The following is an 18340-nucleotide window of genomic DNA, read 5'->3' on the forward strand; positions in this document are numbered from 1 at the left end:
AATTACAAATAAATCCAAATTTCGTTTTCGTCTTACTTATTAGCGTTGCGCCGCCAACATCGCGCCCTCGCGCAAGGTCGGGTCGGTCAACGCCGGTTCACAACGAATTTCCGCCGCAGTGCGCGCTGAAAGCGACGCCCCGACGGGCGGGTCTTGCCACATCACTTTGCCCACGCCGTCTATGTGGGCGTCTAAGCCGATAAGGCGCAATTGAACATACGCATCCCGCAGCGGCATCCCGACCAAATTCGGCATACTGCTTACTTGAGAATCAATCGAACTCGCAATCGGCGCGGGAAGTACGCGATTCACGCCGAAGGTTTCCGCCTTACCATCGCCATCTTCTTTTCTGGCGAGCGCTTTGTTCTGAGACTCTTCCAGCAATGGATCAAACTGATTGGTTGGCGAAATGCCCCAATAGGCGATGATCTCTTCTGCGATTTTTTTCCACACCGGCCCCGCAACCGCGCCGCCATATTTGGCCTTATGCGGGTCGTCGATCACAACAGCAATCACCACTTCGGGGTCTTCAGCGGGAAAGAAACCGCAGAACGACGCAATGTGCATTCCATAGCCATAGCCGCCGGTTTCGGGGTCATACTTTTGCGCGGTGCCCGTCTTGCCCGCGATATGAAAACCGGGGATGCGGACCTTGTCGCCAGTGCCTTCCGGGTCTTCGGTGACATCGACCAACATGCGAACAATTTGTTCCGCCGTGTTTTCAGACACCACGCGCCGAGGTTCTTCTGAGTCGCGCCCAATGAATAGCCCGTCTTGACCGCGATAACCGCGAATAAACTTCGCCGGGCGATAGAGCCCGCGATTGGCTAACGCGGTGTATGCAGTCGTGAGAACCAACGCGTTCGTTGAAAACTCTTGCCCATACGGAACAGCGCCAATCGAGGCTGGATGCCACTGGTTTGGAGAACGAAGTTGGCCTTTGCTTTCGCCGGGCAAGTCGTATGTGCTCTTTTCACCGAAACCGAATTTTGTTAAATAATGAAAAAGAACCTGCGCCTGACCGCGCCAATCTTCTGACATCAGCTGCGCGATTTTCACCGTTCCGATGTTGCTCGAACGCACCAACACGTCATGCACGGACATCAATCCAAAACGATGGATATCATCTCGAATCGGTTTGCGCCCCGGGAACGACATCGAACCGTTCTCACAAAAAATCATGGTGTCGGAGGTGACTTTGTTTTCTTCAATCGCGGCGGCGATCACAAACGGCTTCACCACCGACCCCGGTTCAAAAATATTAGCAATCGCCCGGTTTTTTCGCGTCAACTCTGAATAGTCGTCATAATGGTTGGGATCAAACTTCGGCGCATTGGCCAGCGCCAACACTTCGCCGCTCTTGGCGTGCATCACCACCACATATCCTTGTACCGCCTGGTATTTTTCAACGACGGCTTGCAATTCGCGTTCGACAACATACTGAATATAACCGTCAATGGTCAGGATCGCGTCGGCGCCCTGCGTAAAGTATTTGGTATAATCTTCTTCCGCTAACAACTTTCGGCGCGGGTCTTTTTTGCTTTCAATTTCTTTGCTGGAACCCTGAAGCCAGTCGTCGTTACTGAGTTCTAAGCCTTCAAGGCCGCTATTGTCTCGTCCGGTAAAACCAAGCAGTTGCCCCGCCAGCGCGCCTTCCGGGTAATAGCGGTAGTCCGTTTTTTCAAAATGGATGCCCGGCAGTTTCATGGCTTCCAATTGGTTTTTAGTGTCCTGAGTCGCGTCGAGTTGAATCTGGCGTCCTCGAAGCCCGACTTTTGCGTTCAAATGCGATTCAATTTGTTCAGTAGAAAGCCCCAGGGCATCGCCCGCTTGCGTCAGTGTTTCGCGCGGATCGTCCATGCGCGTCAAATCAGCGGTGACGGTATAACGCCAAACGCCCTGCGCGAGCGGGCGTTTATTGCGATCAACAATCCGCCCACGCGCAGGGGGCAACTCTTCGGTATAATTCCGCGCCCGCGCACTACGTTCTTTCGTCTCTTCGGCGCGAACAATCTGCAAGTAGTACAGACGTCCCATCAGACCGACGAACGCAACGCTCGCCGCCAACATGAGAATGAATACGCGCACAGCAGGAATCCGTTGTGACATGGTTTCGCCGCTACTCCAATGCTTGTTTGGCCCACTGCTTAATGCGTGAGCTGGTCGCCGTCCATCGATCTCGGACGTTCAAAATCCAACTGGTTTCTTCCGGCGACAATGTAACCGCCGTCGGAAGGCCGCGATGCATAATTAATCCGTTCACTGGAATGCTGATCGCAGGATGCCGGGGCGGCCCGAGTTGAGGCAAACTTTCCCGCACCTTCGCTTCAATGCGCTCATAACTTTCCAGTTCAAGTATCTTTTGGTCTAATCGCCGCAAGTCGTCCAACAGCGCAACTTTCTCGTTGTATTTGTCGGTCATGTGATAGTGCGTCCGCCTGACCTCAATCGCCGCCTGCACGATGAACAACACCGAACCAAACAGCGCAATCAACCAGATATACCCCAACACCATGCGAACCATGGGGACGGAAGATTCATAATCGGCTTTGCGTTTTTTTCGGCTCATGCTTCACGCTCCACCACCCGCAGTTGCGCGCTTCGGCATCGCGGGTTCCGGCTTTTTTCCGCCGCGCAGGGGGTAATCGCTTTTCGGACCAACACGCGCCCCGGCGCTTTTTTCGCTGGCGCCAGTTGCTCCGGCCCGGGCAACGGCCCCACCAATCCACAAAACCGGCGGAACCATTCTTTGACAATGCGATGTTCAAGGGAGTGATACGACAAGACGGCCAGGCGTCCGCCTCTGGCCAACCGCTTCAAACCGCCCTCTAACCCTTTACGCAATTGGTCCAATTCATCGTTCACCTCAATGCGCAGCGCCTGAAAGACGCGCGTCGCCGGGTGAATGCCTTCTTGATGCTGATAACGTTTAGGAATCGCGTTCAACACCACATCGGCCAGTTCCTGCGTTGTTTCAATCGGCTCTTCTTTACGCCGCCGCATAATCGCTTTTGAAATTTTGCGGGCGAAGCGTTCATCACCGTAGTTTTTAAACAACTCAGCCAAGGCGCGGTCGTCCCATGAAGCAAGAATGCTCGCTGCGGTGATTGGTTGCGTTCGGTCCATCCGCATATCCAGGGGCCCGTCCTTGATAAAACTAAATCCGCGTTCGGCGCGGTCGACTTGGGGCGACGAAAACCCAATGTCGAACAAGATGTAATGAGCGTGTTGTATTCCCTCCCGCTCCAGCATTTCATCTACATGGTCAAATCCGCTATGAATCAGCGTGACCTGAAAGGGCGCGTCGCCAAATCGCTTGCGGCAATGCGCCAGTGCGTCTTCATCTCGATCAAGCCCGACCAAGCGGTCTTCGGCCCGAAAGTGTTGCGTCATTGCCGCGCTATGCCCGCCAAACCCGATGGTGCAATCAACGACCACCAACGGTTCGTCTAAAACAGGCATAAACTCCACAATCTCCCGTTCCATCACAGGAAGGTGAAGCGCAGCAGGTTCGCTCATTCATTTCGATCAATTCTGGCGGATTTCCGCCTCAAAACTCTCTAACGTCTTCTGGCCTTTGGCCAGCTGCATCACCGCCGGAAAGCGCTCCGTCACAGTGACGTCGTCCGCCTCAACCTGATCGCGGTAGTAGGTATGGTTCCATACCGTAATTTTGTCCCAGTCGCCGAGCAGCATGATCTTTCCGTCCAGGCGCGCATATTCGACCATGTCGGTCGGGACAACGATGCGGCCTTCTTTGTCCATGCTGATCTCGCGGGCATGGGCGAACATTTGATGGCGCACCGTCAAACCAATCTCTGTATATAGGTCTAACCGGCTAATTGACTCCGCAAACGGAAGCCAGTTGCACTCCGGGAAAATCGCCAGGCTGCGTTTGAGCCAGCGCACCATGATTAACGGGTGCTCGCCCAACTTGTCGCGCAACTGGTTCGGAAGCCCGATGCGCGATTTCGAATCGAGCTTCTTGTCATAACTGCCGATCAGTTTGGTTACAGGCGGGCGAAACTCCGGCGTCATAGCCGGGGCCGTCACTTCTAGCGCCACATCGCCGCTGCCTTTACCGATCATCAGTCTCCCCAAATTGGATCAATACCGGGATTAATCGGGAATAAGAGGTATTATCCTGGGATATTTCTGGACTAACTGGGATACTAGCATGGGTAAAGAGGGCTTGCAAGTAAGAAATTTGAGTTTTTACGTATTACTAACCGTTCGATCCCCCAACGAATACTGAACTTGTGTTCAGTTCACTAAATTGAAAGCAACTCGATTATCACCTATGAATTACATTTTAAAGAATATAATTTATACTAACCCAAGTAGATAAAACAGAGCAACAGGATAACCGAATGAATTAAAAGTATGGAACCTGAATTGATAACACAGGTATACTCATATCAGTAAAAAACGAAAAAGAAAATCCAAATGAAAAAAATAAATAAAAAAATGTACATCTATCTCGCGATTTTTATTGTTGTCACGCCTCTTGTTCTTACTTTTGGCGCAATTCTATTAAACCAAGCCCACTTGTCAGGCCCTCCCGGCTTTGGTTCGCGCCTAAAAACCTACCTCACCACAAATGTCGCCAAGACCGGGCAGGCGCCCGTTTTCCCTGAGTTGCAAACGCCAGTCTTTGATCGTCCCGCAGATGCGCTTTATCAGGATGCGTTAGATGCGATTGAAAAAGAGGGCTGGACGCTTGAGGAAAGCAATCAGGAAGCGCTTCGCATCAAAGCAATCGTGGTCACGCCGCTTTGGCGATTTCGCGATGACGTCGAAATTCAAATCGAGCAAATAAAACCGGAACAATCGTCGCTTACGATAACCTCATCATCACGAATTGGCCGGGGAGACCTTGGCGCAAACGCTGGACATATATTATGTTTAGTCAAATTATTAAAGGAACAGAGTTAAAGCAAGTAAATCGAACAAGTTTTTTAGATTAAAAAAACTCAAAAAACCCCTTCACAAAGTTTAAAAAAATCATATAATAGAATTCGTAAGTTTGTAAAACGCCGTTTGGGCGCTTTCAAAATGATTCGATTTCGAGGTTGAGGCTTATGTTTGCATTCGCATTTGTTACACTTGGTTTCGCCTGCGGTATGGGCTTAATCGTATACGGAGTCATTAAGTAAGGTTCATCCGGCAAGTGAGTACCTACATTGATGGATGGACATGATTAGGTTAAAAAAACCTATTCCTGCATATCAAAAATTGATAAACCAAATATAGGCATGGGTGCAACTCTGGGAGCGCCTGTGCATAAGGGCCTGAAAGCCCGCACTGAAGCGAGCAGAGTTGTACCCATGCCATACACAGCGAAATCTCAATTCAATTTATTAAAATTAAGTGTCCAATTTACGGAAAAACCTTAAGTAACCCCTCCGATTCACCCCTTCTCGCTCAACGCACAGGGTGTCAATACTGTGCGTAGGCTTTCATTAAACTACTTGCATAACTATCGGCGTTTCCTGTCTGGTAATCCTTATGATGAGGCGATGCACGTTGGCAGCGTCTTGGTTTCGGTTTTGCGTACGGCACATTTGGCGCAATAGATAAAGAGACGAGAGACACCGTGTTTGCGTATGCGTCATTCGCCCCAAAAGCCGCAACGCCCGCGAGCGCCAAATTTGCGCTGCTCCTTTTTCTTGTTGCTGCAAGCAGTTCCAGGCAAGATGTACATATAGGCGTAAAACAAAAGAGGAACGCTGTTTTCTCAAATGGATCGCAGTTTTCAACGCCTCCAGCCAATAGAACTCAGCAGCGCCAAACTCTTTCTGATAGGCGGCCAGCCGTCCCAAACGCCAGTAGCCGCGAGCAACGCAAACGCTCTCCTCGCCGAACGCCAATGCCTCCGCCAACGCAGACTGATAGAGATGCTCAGCCTGCTTGAGTTGCCGGTTTTGCATCGCCAGCCGCGCACTGTGCGACAACACTTTCCAATGGACAAGAGAACCAAATCTTCGCGCATTCATTTGTTCAACACCAATTCCGCCAATATTTCCGAATAACGGCCTTACTATTTTCATCGGCCAGCCAGCCGAAATGCTTAGTTTTTTATAAAAAAGCGAACATATTATTCCGTGCAGCAATTCGTTCTCATGGCTCAAATGCACAGTCGATTCATGCTATGCTTTGCGCCATCCAGGAGGAGTTCCATGACCGATTTTATTATTCGTATTGCCACGCCGGACGATGTAGACGCCATCCATGACATGATTCTTGAATTGGCCGAGTATGAAAAATTACTCGACATCGTTGACGCCACGGCGGACGATTTGCGCAGCGCGTTGTTTGGAGACCGCCCCGTCATCGAGGCGTTCTATGCGGAATGCGAAGGCAAACCAGCGGGCTATGCAATTTTCTTTCACAACTATTCGACTTTTGTCGGTCGCCCTGGAATCTATTTGGAAGATTTATACGTTCGCCCTGAAAATCGCGGCATGGGAATCGGCACAAAATTCCTGGCCCGTCTCGCCCAACTGGCGCAAGAACGCAACTGCGGACGCGTCGAATGGTGCGTGCTCGATTGGAACACACCGTCGATTGAGTTCTATAAAAACCTGGGCGCGAAGATGATGGACGAGTGGAACATCTGCCGCCTCAATAAAGACGCCATCGCCAAAATCGCGAGCATGTGATCTCTATTACCACACCCAAATAAAGTTTGAAACAACTGTGTAATCGTCGGGTGGCAAGGGCAAGAATGAGCGAAGCGAATTCAGCCCTTGAATCTAATGATCAAAGGCTGAACCTGCCTACGGCAGGCAGGCTCGCTATGCTCGTTCTTGCCTTTGGCACTCAACACCTTACTCTTAATACTCCCCCGCCAGGCGTTGCAGAATTTCGATCCCCTTGTCGATGGTCGTGTCTTCGGCGGCGTACGAAATACGGAAGTGCGTCTTTCGCTCAGAGAACACGCTGCCAGGCACAATCAGCAAATTGTTCTCAATCGCTTTCTTGACAAAGGCGTCGCCGTCTCCGCCCGGCGCCTCAGGGAAAATATAAAACGCCCCGCCCGGCTTCACCACGTTGAAGTGGTCTTTGAGTCCGTTATAAATGCGTTCGCGCTTGCCCCGGTATTCATCGCAGCGCGGCGCCATATCGAGGTCGAAGGCTTTGAGGCAAGCGTGCTGTGCAATGCTGGGCGCGCACACGAACGAATACATCTGAATGTTGAGCATCGCGCCAATCAGGTCGCTCGGGCCGTACGCCCAACCCATGCGCCAGCCGGTCATCGCGGCGGATTTCGAAAAGCCGCCCAACACCAGCGTGTTTGGATATAACGCGCCCGGCGAAACCAAATCGCCGTCATAGAGAAACGATTCGTATATCTCATCCGAGATCAAAACCAGGTCCTGTTTTTGCGCGACGTCGATGATTCCCTTCACCACCTCTTCTGAATAAACAACGCCTGTCGGGTTGCCAGGGCTGTTGAGCAGAATCGCCTTGGTGCGCGGCGTAACCAGCGACGCGACTTTGTCGGGGTGCATCTGAAAATCAGGATAGGTATCGAGATACACCGGCTTGGCGCCGATGAAATTGACCAGGTGTTTGTACATCACAAAAAACGGGTCCGGCAAAATGATCTCGTCGCCTTCATCCAGCAGCGCCATCAGCGAGAGCAGAATGCCGCCCGAAACGCCAGAGGTAATCATCACGTCGCCCAGGTCGGGCCAGTTGCGCTCCGTATAAGATTGCTTGATTTTCTCTCGCAACGGGGGGATGCCCGCCGTCAGGGTGTAGCTGTTTTTGCCGTCGCGAATCGCGTCAATCGCGGCGTCTTTGACGATGTCTTCCACATCGAAATGCGGCTGCCCGATCGACAAGTTCACGGGGTCTTTCAGGTCCGCCGCCAGGGCGAAGACTTTACGAATGCCGGAAGAATCAATGCGGGTCGTGCGTTGCGCCAGTTTAACCATGATTTTCTCTCGTCGTTTTCCTTATCGGGTATTTGCAAGATTCTAGCGGCGGAGACGGCGCATCCGCAACCTTGGGGAAGCATACGCAAGATGTTTTTGATATAATACGCTCAGGTGAAAGTAGGACGATATTGTATGAATGAAAAACGCGAATGGATCAAATGTTCGGCGCTGTCTGTCGCCTTCTATTTGATTGTTTATGTGATCTTAGGCTCGACGATACTTGATTACTTCAACCCCTGGTTAATCGGCGTTGTCATCGTGATGACGATTGGCGACATCATCGGATTAAAATGGATGATTCACCACTTCGGCGATTCCAACAATGACGATGAGTATCCATAAATTTATTTGGGAGAATGAACATGGCAAGTAATATCAAAACCACCGTGGTCGGAAGTTATCCCGCGCCCAATTGGCTGTTGGGTCAGACCTCTAAACTCATTTTAAAAGACGCCATCATGGTCGTCTTCAAAACCCAGGAACTCGCAGGCGTCGACCTAATCGGCGACGGCGAACTCAACCGCTTCGACCCCAGCCACCCCGAAACCAACGGCATGATCGACTATTTCGTCCGCCCCATGAGCGGCGTTAAGACAAAGTACGCGCTGTCTGACATTGACCGCTTTCGCGCAGACGCCGGCATGGAATACCGTTCCGAACCCGCCGGCGTGGTCGAAAGCGCTATCGGCGAGGGCACGCTCAACCTGCGTTCTGATTATGAATTTATCCGCCCGCTGACCACGGCGCCGCTCAAGTTTACCTGCACCGGCCCGCACATGCTCGCCAAAGTGCTGGTTGACAACCACTACGGCGGCAAGCCTGCGCTCGCGCTCGAAATCGCCAAAATCCTCAAAGCCCAACTCGCCAGCATCAACGCCGACGTGATCCAAATTGACGAAGCCAACATTCCCGGCCACCCCGAAGACGCGCCCTGGGCGGCGGAAGCGCTCAACATCGTGTTTGAAGGAATCAAACAAACCAAGGCGCTGCATATTTGCTTTGGAAACTACGGCGGACAGACCATCCAGCGCGGGCAATGGAAAAACCTCACCGACTTCATTAACCTGCTGAACGTCGATTTTCTGGTGTTGGAATTTGCGCGGCGCGGTTATGACGAACTGGCGGCGCTGAATGACATTAAAGAGGAGATCGGCCTGGGCGTCGGCGTCATCGACATCAAAGACAACGAAGTCGAGTCGCCCGACCAGATCGCAAAACGCATCGAAACCATCGTCGACGCCTGCGGCGAGGGACGCTTAAAATACATCCATCCCGACTGCGGCTTCTGGATGCTGCAACGCAACGTCGCCGACCGCAAAATGCGCGCCCTGGTCGAAGGCCGCAACCTATACGAGGGATCGCATTAGCGCCGGATACTGATAAGCAGATCAAGATAGAGGTGGGCTCGCGCAGCAGCCCGCCATGCAAACTTCCGTGTCATTGCGAGGAGGCCGTAGGCCGACGCGGCAATCTCGTTTTTATGTTACCGAGATTGCTTCGCTTCGCTCGCAATGACACTGATGTTTTTAATCCTGAAATTTGGTGGGTTAAGCCAAGGTAGGGTGGGCTCGCGCAGCAGCCCACCGCGATGAATTGATTACTTTGCTTGGTAGGCTAACAAACCAATTCAGGCATGGGTGCAACTCGGGGAGCGCCTGTGCATAAGGGCCTGAAAGCCCGCACCGAAGCGAGCAGAGGTGTACCCATGCCACATGCAGCGAAATCTCAATTCAATATATAAAAAAAGTATCCAATTAACGGAAGAACCGAAATTATGCTAACTTGCCTTAATGCAGCGCCCACTCGTTTACATTGCTGTCGTCGTTGATGCGAAACACATAAAACCCGGCGTCCCCGCCAGGGACGTAAATGTAATCACCGAGTGCAGCAACGCCAAATGCAGTATGGGTCTCGATTCGCCCAAACGTATAACGAAACACTTGTTCTGGCGCCTCGCCTGGAGGCGCATGATAAATTACTACCTCCTGAAAAGGCAATCGCACAAAACTAGTCGAAGGGCCTAGCGCTAATATAAGATACTGCTGATGAAAAAACATTCTGCCGTATGAAGAATACGCACCATATATAAATTGGTGTTTTAATTCTAAATGCAACGGGTCGGTTATATCAAAAAAAACAATGGAATCTCCTAATATACTTACAAGCCAATCATTATTTGCGGTAACGCTCCCAAAAGAATAAATTGATATTCCTGATGGAATTGATCCAACTAACTCCGGCGCCAATGGATTAGCAATGGAAAAAATGCCTATCTCATTTTTTCCATCAGAATCAAGGTCCATCGGCGTGTAAATATATTCGCCTTGAACAGCCGCCCGCTGTAATAGATCATTTGTATTCTTATTGCTCCAACCCGTAACCGGCCGATAATATTCTTGCAACGAATTAACAATAAAAGTGCGGCTTGTTTGCAATTTTCGATATAAAATTCCATTCGACAGGAATGCGGCGCGATAAGATGAATCTTCAAAAATCCGGTAAATATTACCTGTCAGCGAAGTAACAATTCGAATTTCATCAGGACTGACAATGTCATACACTGTTAGGCCTTCACTCGACTGGACTACAAGCAAATTATTATCTAACAAAATCGCCCCATTTCGCTGGTCTGCTGGCGGGTAAACTAAGGGAGAATTAATTTGAAACTTTAACGCGGCGTTAAATTCTAATTCTGATTTTCTATTAAGAAGACTATACGTATCCTGATACTCGCCATTCGCAAAAACACTTTCATGCGCGACAAACACTTCGCCACTTGTTGCAACATTATGCGCCTTATATGAACCCTCAAACACTTTCGAAAAAGAACTTGCGTCATCACCGTAAGGCTGCATACAAAACATCCCATCCGTAACGCCATAGACAATCCCGTTAACGACTGATTGCGGCTCGAATAAAAATGCGCATTCATTGCTTTTCTCTAATGTATACTTATTTCCTTTTTCCAGATCATACTCAACCAGTTTCATGTCGCGCCAAATATATACACGGCCTCGATCAATTGACGGCTTCAAATCAATAGCGTCAATCCTTACGCTACCTAAACTTTTGGTTTCAGGTAAAAAATCTAAGTCATGAAAAGTGATTAAATTCTCAAAACACATAATCCCAACATTTTTTTCATGACTGTACGATATTAAATCACCCCGATTAAATGAATTATCATTACTTGTTTTGAAATAAGAAACCTTTTCTACTCCATCATAAATATCAATTTGATTATAATATGTAATAAAGGCATATTTTTTATCATTTTCTTCATCAAAGTACGAATCAAAAAAACCAAATATAAGATTCTGATTGCCCCATTTCGCCAGTTCGATGGGGCTATCATAATCACTCAAATCATAAATATAATTCGTAAAATACCCTCGCGCCGGGCTTGAATTAATTCGCGAGTTCGTCCAGTACAAAAAATCTTCACACATCACAATATCAGTAGCAGGAATATCAATGTGCGAGAGCAATGTAGGCAATTCAGGATTAGCAATGGAATAAATCCATATTCCCTTCAAACCATTGGCGACAATCAATCGGCCTTTATCAATAATGACTTCAAACGCCAAATCTGCATCGAGTTGGACGCGCTTTATTACGTGTGGATTGCGCCAGTCGCTGACGTCCACAATCGAGAACGCGCCGCCGTGGGCGACGTAGGCGTAGGTTTTGCCGTTTGGGGCGGGATAAATTTCAAAATCGAGCGGCGTGGTTCCCGTTGAACCAATGTATTCAATTTCACAGAACGCGCTGAGAGAAAACAAGAGGAAAATAAGACTTAAAACGGCGCTGGTTCGCATCGTTGAAATCCCCAATCAAAAATGAATCGACACAGAGAAATATATCACCGCGCCAACCAAGCGTCACCTTTTTATTTCCTCTTCCCCACCAACACGGTTGAGTTGCAGCCGACGGGCGATTCGGAGACGAGCGAGAATCCGGCTGTTACGAGCCAGGCGAGATACTCCGTACGGGTATAACAGTCGCCGCCGTCAGTATTGACCAGCATGTTGACCGCGAACTGCGTCATCCATTCCGGCCCGGTGCGGTCTTCATCTAGCAAGAAATCTTTGACGGCGACGTATCCGCCCGGGTTCAGCGCCGCTGCGCAACGTTGCAGGGTTTTCTGGTTTTGTTCGGGAGAAAAAATGTGGAGAAAATTTGAAATAAGAATCAGGTCATAGCCGCCGCCCAAGCCATCGTTCAGCGCATCGCCCGCTTGGGTTGAGACGCGATCTTCTAATCCAGCCTTGGTGATATTCTCCCGGGTGACGACCAGGGTTTCTTCGGTATCAAAGACGACGGCGTGTAATTCAGCATTCGCCCGGGCGCATTCGATGGCGTACAGCCCCGGCCCGCCGCCCAGGTCGAGTAAGCGCTTCACGTCATGCAACGGCAAGGCCACAGCGGTTTCCGCGGCGCTCATTCGCGCAATATCCGCCATGGCGCGCGCGAACGCGAGTTCGTTGCGCTTCAAGCGCGGGTCAATTTCATTTTCCGGCGCGGGCGTCCCGAGTTTGACGGCGTCATAGAGGCGCCCCCAGGTTTCATACAAGCGGGCGCCGTTGAGCATCATCGCCGCTTTGCTGTTAGGCGACCCAGTCAGCAAGACATCCAACGCGGCCTCGCTATTGCGATACCCCTTTGCGTTTTTTTCTAAAAGCCCGATGCCGCACAAGGCGTCGCATAAGATACGCAGCCCGCGCACATCGGTTTTCAGGCGCGGGTTTAATTCTTCGAGAGAACAAACGTCGCGCCCAATGGTTTCAAATAGCCTCAAACGCAAGGCGGTGAATAACACCTGAGCGTTTTTGTAGCCGTTAGCGAGTTCTTCAATTTTCTGTGGGTTCAGCGTCATTGGTGGTTTCCTCAGGAAGCGATTTATTGCTGTTTTCAATCACGTCTTCAACGCCGCTCTTGGTTTTATCGACGCTGGTTTTGACCCGCTCCATCAAATCGTCCATCCGGTTTGCCAGATCGCCTGAATCGACCTTAATCAGTTTGTTCATCGCGCCGCTGATGTCGCCTTTGATTTTCGCAAACGCCTCTGACGGGTCGGTATAATGCCCCGTGTTTGAGGTATCAATTTCCGGTTTATTTTTGCGTTCTTCTTCAAGGCGCTTTTGTTCTTCCCGCGTTAGTTGGGGCACGTCATCCAGCGCATAAAACCGGTCTTGGACATCTTTGATCAGGTCTTGCACATCCGAATTCATCGACGGTTGTTGTTGGTCAACCATCTGTTGAAGTTCAAGCAACGGCCCCATAATTTCATCGGGAACAATCGGCGCATCGGGGTTCTCTTGTTTTTGCGTATAAACGCCTGCGCCCACCAAGCCTGCAATAATGAGTAACAACAAAAATTGAACCTTGCGCTTCATGGTTTCTCCTGAATATTTGTTAACAAATACGCGGCAGTTGCTCGCCGCTGAGCCGATCTAGAATGCGCACCGCGCCCAACGCGCTTTTGACCAACACGGGAGCGCTTGCCGCCGCTTCGACGCAGCCGATCACAGCGGCGCCTTGTCCGTGTTCATGCCGGGCGATGATCTCGACCGCCCGCGCTGCGTCTTGCGGCGCAACGAAAGCGGCGAAGCGCCCTTCATTCGCAACGTACAACGGGTCGAACCCCAATAATTCGCAAACGCCTTGCACGTCGTCGCGCACTGGCGCCGCGCTTTCATCAACGCTGACTGTTACCTTGGCGATCTCTGCAATTTCATTGAGCGCCGACGCCAGCCCGCCGCGGGTCAGGTCGCGCAGGCAATGCACTTCGACGCCCGCCGCCAGCAAGGATGCAACCATATCATGCACCGGGGCGGAGTCGCTCTCAATCGGCGAAGAAAATTGCAGCCCCTCGCGTACGGTAAGAACTGCGATGCCGTGGCGCCCCAGGTCACCATTGACGATGACCGCATCGCCCTCGCGCACTTCAGTCGGCGCGATCACGCGGTCTTGTTCGATCACGCCAATTCCGGTGGTATTGATAAACACGCCGTCGCCTTTGCCTTTGTCGACTACCTTGGTGTCGCCCGTAACGATATCCACCCCGCAACGTCGCGCCGCGTCGCGCATCGAGTCAGCGATTTTGCGCAGGGTTTCAATCGGTAAGCCTTCTTCGAGAATGTAGCCCGCGCTCAACGCCACCGGACGCGCTCCACTCATGGCGAGATCGTTCACCGTGCCATGCACCGCCAACGAACCGATATCGCCGCCGGGAAAAAACAGCGGATGCACCACATACGAATCGGTGGTAAACGCGATGCGGGCGCCGCCCACATTTAACACGGCGCTATCGTGGCGCTGGTCGAGCGTCTCATTACGAAACGAGGCGCGAAAAACGGATTCAATCAGGCGGTCCATCAAGGCGCCGCCGCCGCCGTGCGCCATCACTACGCGCTCATATTCATTTTTAGGAACCGGACACACCGGAGCAAATTCGTCCATCATTTCTCCACGTTTGCTGCTTGGATCTCGCGGCGCCGATAACGATAATACGCTGCGCAGGCGCCTTCGTTCGACACCATCGGCGCACCCAAGGGGTGCTCCGGCGTACAACGCACGCCAAACGCCGCGCATTGATGCGGCTTTTGAACGCCCGTCAGAATTTTGCCGCTGATGCACTCCGCCGGTTCATGCGACGCCGCGTCGTTGGCGCATCCAAATCGCTGTTCCGCGTCATACCCCGCAAATTTTTCCCGCAAGCCAAAGCCGCTTTCTGGAATCACGCCCAATCCGCGCCATGCGCGATCAACCGGCTCGAACACTTCATGCAAAACCCGCAACGCCGCCGGGTTGCCCTCGCGCTTTACGATGCGGCGGTATTGGTTTTCGACTTCAGCGCGGCCTTGTTCCAATTGCTTCAAACAGGCGAGCACGCCCTGCAACAAATCAACCGGCTCGAAGCCCGTCACCACAATAGGAACACGAAATTGCTGCGCAATCGGCGGATATTCTTCATAGCCCATCACCGCGCAAACATGCCCGGCGGCGAGAAAGCCTTCGACCTGCACATCCGGCAACGACAACAGCGCCGTCATCGCGGGGGGGACGCGCATCTGTGATACCAACAGCGAAAAATTCTTGAGACCTTCGCGCTTGGCTTGCAGCGCCGCCATCGCGTTGGGCGGCGTCGTTGTTTCAAAACCAATCGCGAAAAACACCACCTCGCGTTCCGGGTTCTCCCGCGCCAGTTTCACCGCATCCAGCGGCGAATACACCACGCGAACATCGCCGCCGTTGGCTTTCACGCTGAACAAATCGCTGTTCGTCCCCGGCACGCGCAGCATATCGCCGAACGAGCAAAAAATCACTTCGGGGCGGGCGGCGATTTCAAAGGCTTTATCTAAAATCGCCGTCGGCGTCACGCACACCGGGCAGCCCGGCCCGTGAATCAGGTTCAGTGATTCGGGCAATAGTTGGTCAAGCCCGTTTTTGAGAATGGAGTGGGTCTGCCCGCCGCAGATTTCCATCATAGAACACGGGCGTGAAATGGTTTTGTGAATTTCACCCAGCAGGCGTTTCGCCGCTTCGGGGTCGCGATACTCGCGCAGGTGCTTCATGGCGCGTCTTCCTGCGCGGCGCACTCGCCCAACAGGCGAAGATCGTCTAACACCTGCTGCGCCTCTTCTTCATCAATCACGTTGAGCGCAAAGCCCGCATGAACGATCACGTAATCATTCAATTCGGCGTCGGGCGTATAGGCAAGCGAAATTTCTTTCACCGCGCCGCTAAAATCGACTTCGCCGCTGCGGTAGATGGGGTCGTCGTTGGTGATACGAATTATTTTGCCTGGAACACCTAAACACATGGTCTAACTCCTTCGAAGCGCAATCGCCAGCTGCCCATAAGACAAGCCGCCGTCATTGGGCGGCAATTGCAGATGGCGATACGCGGTGAACCCTTCTTGTTGCAGGCGCTTTAACGCCCGTTCGGTCAGGTAGGCGTTTTGAAAACATCCGCCCGTCAACGCGACGCGCTCAACGCCGGCCCGCTGCGCAACCGCAAGCGCCATTTCTATTATTGTATTATGAAAGCGCGCGGCGGTTTCGGCTACCGTCATGCCGTCTCTCAGCGACGAAATCGCCTCCTCAATCAACGGCCCCCAATCAACTCGATACGCAGGCGCTGCTTCCCTGCCCTGCATCACCGCCCCGTCCGGCGCCAGCCAGGCGCTTGGTTCTGTATTTTGAATTTCAAACGAAAACGCGGCGTCTGACTGATAATCGCCCATCGCCCATTCCAGTTCCATCGCGCCCTGGCCTTCGAATGAAACCGATTGCCGCAATCCCAGCAGAGAAGAAAACGCATCAAACAATCGCCCCATGCTGGAGGTGCGCGGGCAGTTCAAATTTTTGTTGAGCATCTGCCGCAACATTGCGATTTCATTTTCTTTGAAGGATTTTAGACAAGCGAGGTCGCGGCGTTCAAAGGCCGGGTCTCCCCACAATTCATAGAGCAGACCCAGCGCGGTGCGGCGCGGTTCTTTGACGGCGTTATCGCCTGACGGCAGCGGGAACGTCCGCAGATGCGCAGCGCGATGAAAGCCGCTCCAATCGCAGAGCAAAAATTCTCCGCCCCAGATGCTCCCGTCAGTCCCGAGACCGGTACCGTCCCATGACAAAGCCAATACGGGACCATCGAGATTGTGCTCCGCCATGCAGGCGGCGGCGTGGGCGTAGTGGTGTTGCACTTGCAGCACCGGCAGGTTTAAACCTTGCGCATAGCGCGATGAGAGATAATCGGGGTGCAGGTCGCAAACGGCTTCATCCGGCTGCAAGTCGTACGCCCGCTGAAACGTCTTTGCCATTTCATGGAACGCCTCATGGGCGGATAGGGTTTCCAGGTCGCCGATGTGTTGGCTGACAAACGCCAATCCATTTCGATTGATGGCGACGGTATTTTTGAAATGCGCACCCAGCGCCAGCACGGTCTTGCCTGACCCTGTACACGGCAGCGGCAGCGGCGCATAACCGCGCGCGCGGCGTAAAAACATCGTCTCTCCCGCGACCACGCGCACCACCGAGTCGTCCACATAGCGGGTAATGGGGCGGTTGTGGACGAGAAAGAAATCCGCAATGCCGCGCAGCCGTTCAACCGCTTCATATTCATTGGTGCAGATGGGTTCATCGGTAAGGTTGCCGCTGGTCGCGACCAACGGCGCGGCGAAATCATCCAGCAAGATGCAATGCAGCGGCGTGTAGGGCAGCATCACGCCCAAGCAGGGGTTGCCCGGCGCCAGCGAAGAGGCCAAGTTGGTATTTTCGCGCTGCTTCAACAAGACAATCGGCGCTTCGCATGAACACAACAGCGCCTCCTCTTCCACCGAAACAAAACAAAATTCTTGTATGGCTTCCATCGAAGGCGTCATCACTGCCAGCGGCTTTTGTTCGCGGCGTTTGCGTTGGCGCAGGCGTTGAACAGCATCGTCATTTTTTGCATCAACCATCAAATGAAAACCGCCCAGCCCCTTCACCGCGACGACGCCTCCCTCGCGCAATGCGTTGACGCATTGTTGAACAGCCTCTTCACGCTGCGCGGTCTCTCGCCCGGCTTCGTCCCAAAACGCAACTTGCGGCCCGCAGCTTGGGCAGGCGTTGGGCTGCGCATGAAAGCGGCGGTCAGCGGGGCCCTCATACTCCGCCCGGCAGGCGTCGCACATCTCGAACGGCTTCATGGTGGTGTTGGCGCGGTCATAGGGCAGGTCGTTGATGATCGAAAAGCGAGGCCCGCAGTTCGTACAATTAATAAATGGATAGCGGTAGCGTCGGTCGCCGGGATCAAGCAACTCGCGGCGGCAATCGTCGCAGATCGCCAAATCAGGCAGCATCAGCGCCGATTTTTCGCCCGCCCCATCGCTGGCTTTGATAATAAATTCACTCTCACCGCGAGACGCAATGTCTGAAATCTCTATTGAAAGAACCCGTGCATGCGGCGGCGCGTCCCGTTGTAAACGTACAACAAATTGTTCAAGGTTGGTTGCTGCGCCTTCGACTTCGATCAGGCATCCGCTCACATCATTCATCACCCAACCCGCCAGTTGTTCTTCTTTGGCGATGCGGAATACAAACGGGCGAAAGCCAACGCCCTGAACCGCGCCCTGGATTTGGACGCGCTTGCGTTGAACGAAAGATTGTGAGCCAGCGGCTGATTGTTTCAACATACCAATAGTCTATCTTTGAATGCTGTCTTCGGCTTGGAGCAAAGATACATTCTTAACCAAATTTATGGTTCATCCGGTAAGTGAGTACCTACCTTGATGAATGGCCATGATTTTTATTCAGAAACAGGCTCCGGCATTTCACAAATTGACAAACCAATCAGGCATGGGTGGAACTCTGGGAGCGCCTGTGCATAAGGGCCTGAAAGCCCGCACTGAA

General features: G+C 52.2%; 17 protein-coding genes. 4 read left to right on the forward strand and 13 right to left on the reverse strand.

The window, feature by feature from the left end; translation table 11 throughout:
• Positions 1-39: 39 nt before the first annotated feature.
• From P9L94_11355 to P9L94_11370, 4 genes are read right to left on the reverse strand one after another with little or no spacing between them, the layout of a single operon-like run.
• Positions 40-2109, reverse strand: coding sequence for a penicillin-binding transpeptidase domain-containing protein (locus P9L94_11355; protein MDP8244670.1), 2070 nt, complete (start codon positions 2107-2109; stop codon positions 40-42).
• A gap of 10 nt (positions 2110-2119) precedes the next feature.
• Positions 2120-2569 (reverse strand): hypothetical protein, encoded by a 450-nt coding sequence (locus tag P9L94_11360; GenBank protein MDP8244671.1) that lies wholly within the window; start codon positions 2567-2569, stop codon positions 2120-2122.
• The gene (gene rsmH, locus P9L94_11365; protein ID MDP8244672.1) at positions 2566-3519 is read right to left on the reverse strand and encodes a 16S rRNA (cytosine(1402)-N(4))-methyltransferase RsmH; all 954 of its coding nucleotides are present in this window, start codon (positions 3517-3519) and stop codon (positions 2566-2568) included. Before rsmH ends, P9L94_11360 begins: the two co-directional genes overlap by 4 nt.
• 9 nt (positions 3520-3528) lie before the next feature.
• Positions 3529-4089 carry a hypothetical protein gene (locus P9L94_11370; protein MDP8244673.1) on the reverse strand — a complete coding sequence of 187 codons (561 nt, stop codon included), beginning with the start codon at positions 4087-4089 and terminating at the stop codon, positions 3529-3531.
• A gap of 357 nt (positions 4090-4446) precedes the next feature.
• Between P9L94_11370 and P9L94_11375 the strand changes: the two genes are divergently transcribed.
• A complete protein-coding gene (locus P9L94_11375; GenBank protein MDP8244674.1) occupies positions 4447-4935 on the forward strand; it encodes a DUF1499 domain-containing protein in 489 nt (162 codons plus the stop codon).
• Positions 4936-5462: 527 nt separating this feature from the next.
• Here P9L94_11375 and P9L94_11380 read toward each other — a convergent pair.
• Positions 5463-5996: a hypothetical protein gene (locus P9L94_11380; protein ID MDP8244675.1), complete on the reverse strand. Its 534-nt coding sequence runs from the start codon at positions 5994-5996 to the stop codon at positions 5463-5465.
• A 183-nt stretch (positions 5997-6179) separates the two neighbouring features.
• Here P9L94_11380 and P9L94_11385 point away from each other — a divergent pair, with 183 nt between their 5' ends.
• On the forward strand, positions 6180-6662 hold the full coding sequence (locus tag P9L94_11385; GenBank protein MDP8244676.1) for a GNAT family N-acetyltransferase: 483 nt from the start codon (positions 6180-6182) through the stop codon (positions 6660-6662).
• Between the two features lie 174 nt (positions 6663-6836).
• On the opposite strand, the gene P9L94_11390 is transcribed toward P9L94_11385, so the two are convergent.
• Complete coding sequence (locus P9L94_11390) at positions 6837-7943, reverse strand: aminotransferase class I/II-fold pyridoxal phosphate-dependent enzyme (GenBank protein ID MDP8244677.1); 1107 nt, start codon at positions 7941-7943, stop codon at positions 6837-6839.
• Positions 7944-8078: 135 nt separating this feature from the next.
• On the opposite strand from P9L94_11390, the gene P9L94_11395 reads away from it, so the two are divergent.
• Positions 8079-8288 carry a hypothetical protein gene (locus P9L94_11395; protein MDP8244678.1) on the forward strand — a complete coding sequence of 70 codons (210 nt, stop codon included), beginning with the start codon at positions 8079-8081 and terminating at the stop codon, positions 8286-8288.
• Between the two features lie 20 nt (positions 8289-8308).
• Complete coding sequence (locus P9L94_11400) at positions 8309-9313, forward strand: cobalamin-independent methionine synthase II family protein (protein ID MDP8244679.1); 1005 nt, start codon at positions 8309-8311, stop codon at positions 9311-9313.
• Positions 9314-9733: 420 nt separating this feature from the next.
• Here P9L94_11400 and P9L94_11405 read toward each other — a convergent pair whose 3' ends face one another.
• The 7 genes from P9L94_11405 to hypF all read right to left on the reverse strand — a co-directional run bounded on the left by P9L94_11405 (position 9734) and on the right by hypF (position 18123).
• On the reverse strand, positions 9734-11764 hold the full coding sequence (locus P9L94_11405; GenBank protein MDP8244680.1) for a hypothetical protein: 2031 nt from the start codon (positions 11762-11764) through the stop codon (positions 9734-9736).
• A 71-nt stretch (positions 11765-11835) separates the two neighbouring features.
• The gene (locus tag P9L94_11410; GenBank protein ID MDP8244681.1) at positions 11836-12822 is read right to left on the reverse strand and encodes a methyltransferase; all 987 of its coding nucleotides are present in this window, start codon (positions 12820-12822) and stop codon (positions 11836-11838) included.
• The gene (locus P9L94_11415; protein MDP8244682.1) at positions 12797-13342 is read right to left on the reverse strand and encodes a hypothetical protein; all 546 of its coding nucleotides are present in this window, start codon (positions 13340-13342) and stop codon (positions 12797-12799) included. The genes P9L94_11410 and P9L94_11415 overlap by 26 nt, the downstream gene beginning before the upstream one ends.
• A 19-nt stretch (positions 13343-13361) precedes the next feature.
• Entirely contained in the window at positions 13362-14411 is a 1050-nt protein-coding gene (hypE, locus tag P9L94_11420; GenBank protein MDP8244683.1) for a hydrogenase expression/formation protein HypE, read from the reverse strand.
• A complete protein-coding gene (gene hypD, locus P9L94_11425; GenBank protein ID MDP8244684.1) occupies positions 14408-15523 on the reverse strand; it encodes a hydrogenase formation protein HypD in 1116 nt (371 codons plus the stop codon). Before hypD ends, hypE begins: the two co-directional genes overlap by 4 nt.
• On the reverse strand, positions 15520-15771 hold the full coding sequence (locus P9L94_11430) for a HypC/HybG/HupF family hydrogenase formation chaperone (GenBank protein MDP8244685.1): 252 nt from the start codon (positions 15769-15771) through the stop codon (positions 15520-15522). Before P9L94_11430 ends, hypD begins: the two co-directional genes overlap by 4 nt.
• Before the next feature lie 3 nt (positions 15772-15774).
• Complete coding sequence (gene hypF, locus P9L94_11435) at positions 15775-18123, reverse strand: carbamoyltransferase HypF (GenBank protein ID MDP8244686.1); 2349 nt, start codon at positions 18121-18123, stop codon at positions 15775-15777.
• Positions 18124-18340 lie beyond the last annotated feature (217 nt).

Origin of the sequence: Candidatus Hinthialibacter antarcticus, from assembly GCA_030765645.1 — a bacterium.
Taxonomy (GTDB): Bacteria; Hinthialibacterota; Hinthialibacteria; order Hinthialibacterales; family Hinthialibacteraceae; genus Hinthialibacter; species Hinthialibacter antarcticus.

What these genes read in the sequence shown, in the direction of transcription:
- rsmH (MDP8244672.1), bottom strand. Translation starts at nt 3,519, where the DNA reads ATGAGCGAACCTGCTGCGCTTCACCTTCCTGTGATGGAACGGGAGATT.
- P9L94_11400 (MDP8244679.1), top strand. Translation starts at nt 8,309, where the DNA reads ATGGCAAGTAATATCAAAACCACCGTGGTCGGAAGTTATCCCGCGCCC.
- P9L94_11410 (MDP8244681.1), bottom strand. Translation starts at nt 12,822, where the DNA reads ATGACGCTGAACCCACAGAAAATTGAAGAACTCGCTAACGGCTACAAA.
- P9L94_11430 (MDP8244685.1), bottom strand. Translation starts at nt 15,771, where the DNA reads ATGTGTTTAGGTGTTCCAGGCAAAATAATTCGTATCACCAACGACGAC.
- P9L94_11385 (MDP8244676.1), top strand. Translation starts at nt 6,180, where the DNA reads ATGACCGATTTTATTATTCGTATTGCCACGCCGGACGATGTAGACGCC.
- hypE (MDP8244683.1), bottom strand. Translation starts at nt 14,411, where the DNA reads ATGATGGACGAATTTGCTCCGGTGTGTCCGGTTCCTAAAAATGAATAT.
- P9L94_11360 (MDP8244671.1), bottom strand. Translation starts at nt 2,569, where the DNA reads ATGAGCCGAAAAAAACGCAAAGCCGATTATGAATCTTCCGTCCCCATG.
- P9L94_11370 (MDP8244673.1), bottom strand. Translation starts at nt 4,089, where the DNA reads ATGATCGGTAAAGGCAGCGGCGATGTGGCGCTAGAAGTGACGGCCCCG.
- P9L94_11375 (MDP8244674.1), top strand. Translation starts at nt 4,447, where the DNA reads ATGAAAAAAATAAATAAAAAAATGTACATCTATCTCGCGATTTTTATT.
- P9L94_11355 (MDP8244670.1), bottom strand. Translation starts at nt 2,109, where the DNA reads ATGTCACAACGGATTCCTGCTGTGCGCGTATTCATTCTCATGTTGGCG.
- P9L94_11395 (MDP8244678.1), top strand. Translation starts at nt 8,079, where the DNA reads ATGAATGAAAAACGCGAATGGATCAAATGTTCGGCGCTGTCTGTCGCC.
- P9L94_11415 (MDP8244682.1), bottom strand. Translation starts at nt 13,342, where the DNA reads ATGAAGCGCAAGGTTCAATTTTTGTTGTTACTCATTATTGCAGGCTTG.
- P9L94_11380 (MDP8244675.1), bottom strand. Translation starts at nt 5,996, where the DNA reads ATGAATGCGCGAAGATTTGGTTCTCTTGTCCATTGGAAAGTGTTGTCG.
- P9L94_11390 (MDP8244677.1), bottom strand. Translation starts at nt 7,943, where the DNA reads ATGGTTAAACTGGCGCAACGCACGACCCGCATTGATTCTTCCGGCATT.
- hypD (MDP8244684.1), bottom strand. Translation starts at nt 15,523, where the DNA reads ATGAAGCACCTGCGCGAGTATCGCGACCCCGAAGCGGCGAAACGCCTG.
- hypF (MDP8244686.1), bottom strand. Translation starts at nt 18,123, where the DNA reads ATGTTGAAACAATCAGCCGCTGGCTCACAATCTTTCGTTCAACGCAAG.
- P9L94_11405 (MDP8244680.1), bottom strand. Translation starts at nt 11,764, where the DNA reads ATGCGAACCAGCGCCGTTTTAAGTCTTATTTTCCTCTTGTTTTCTCTC.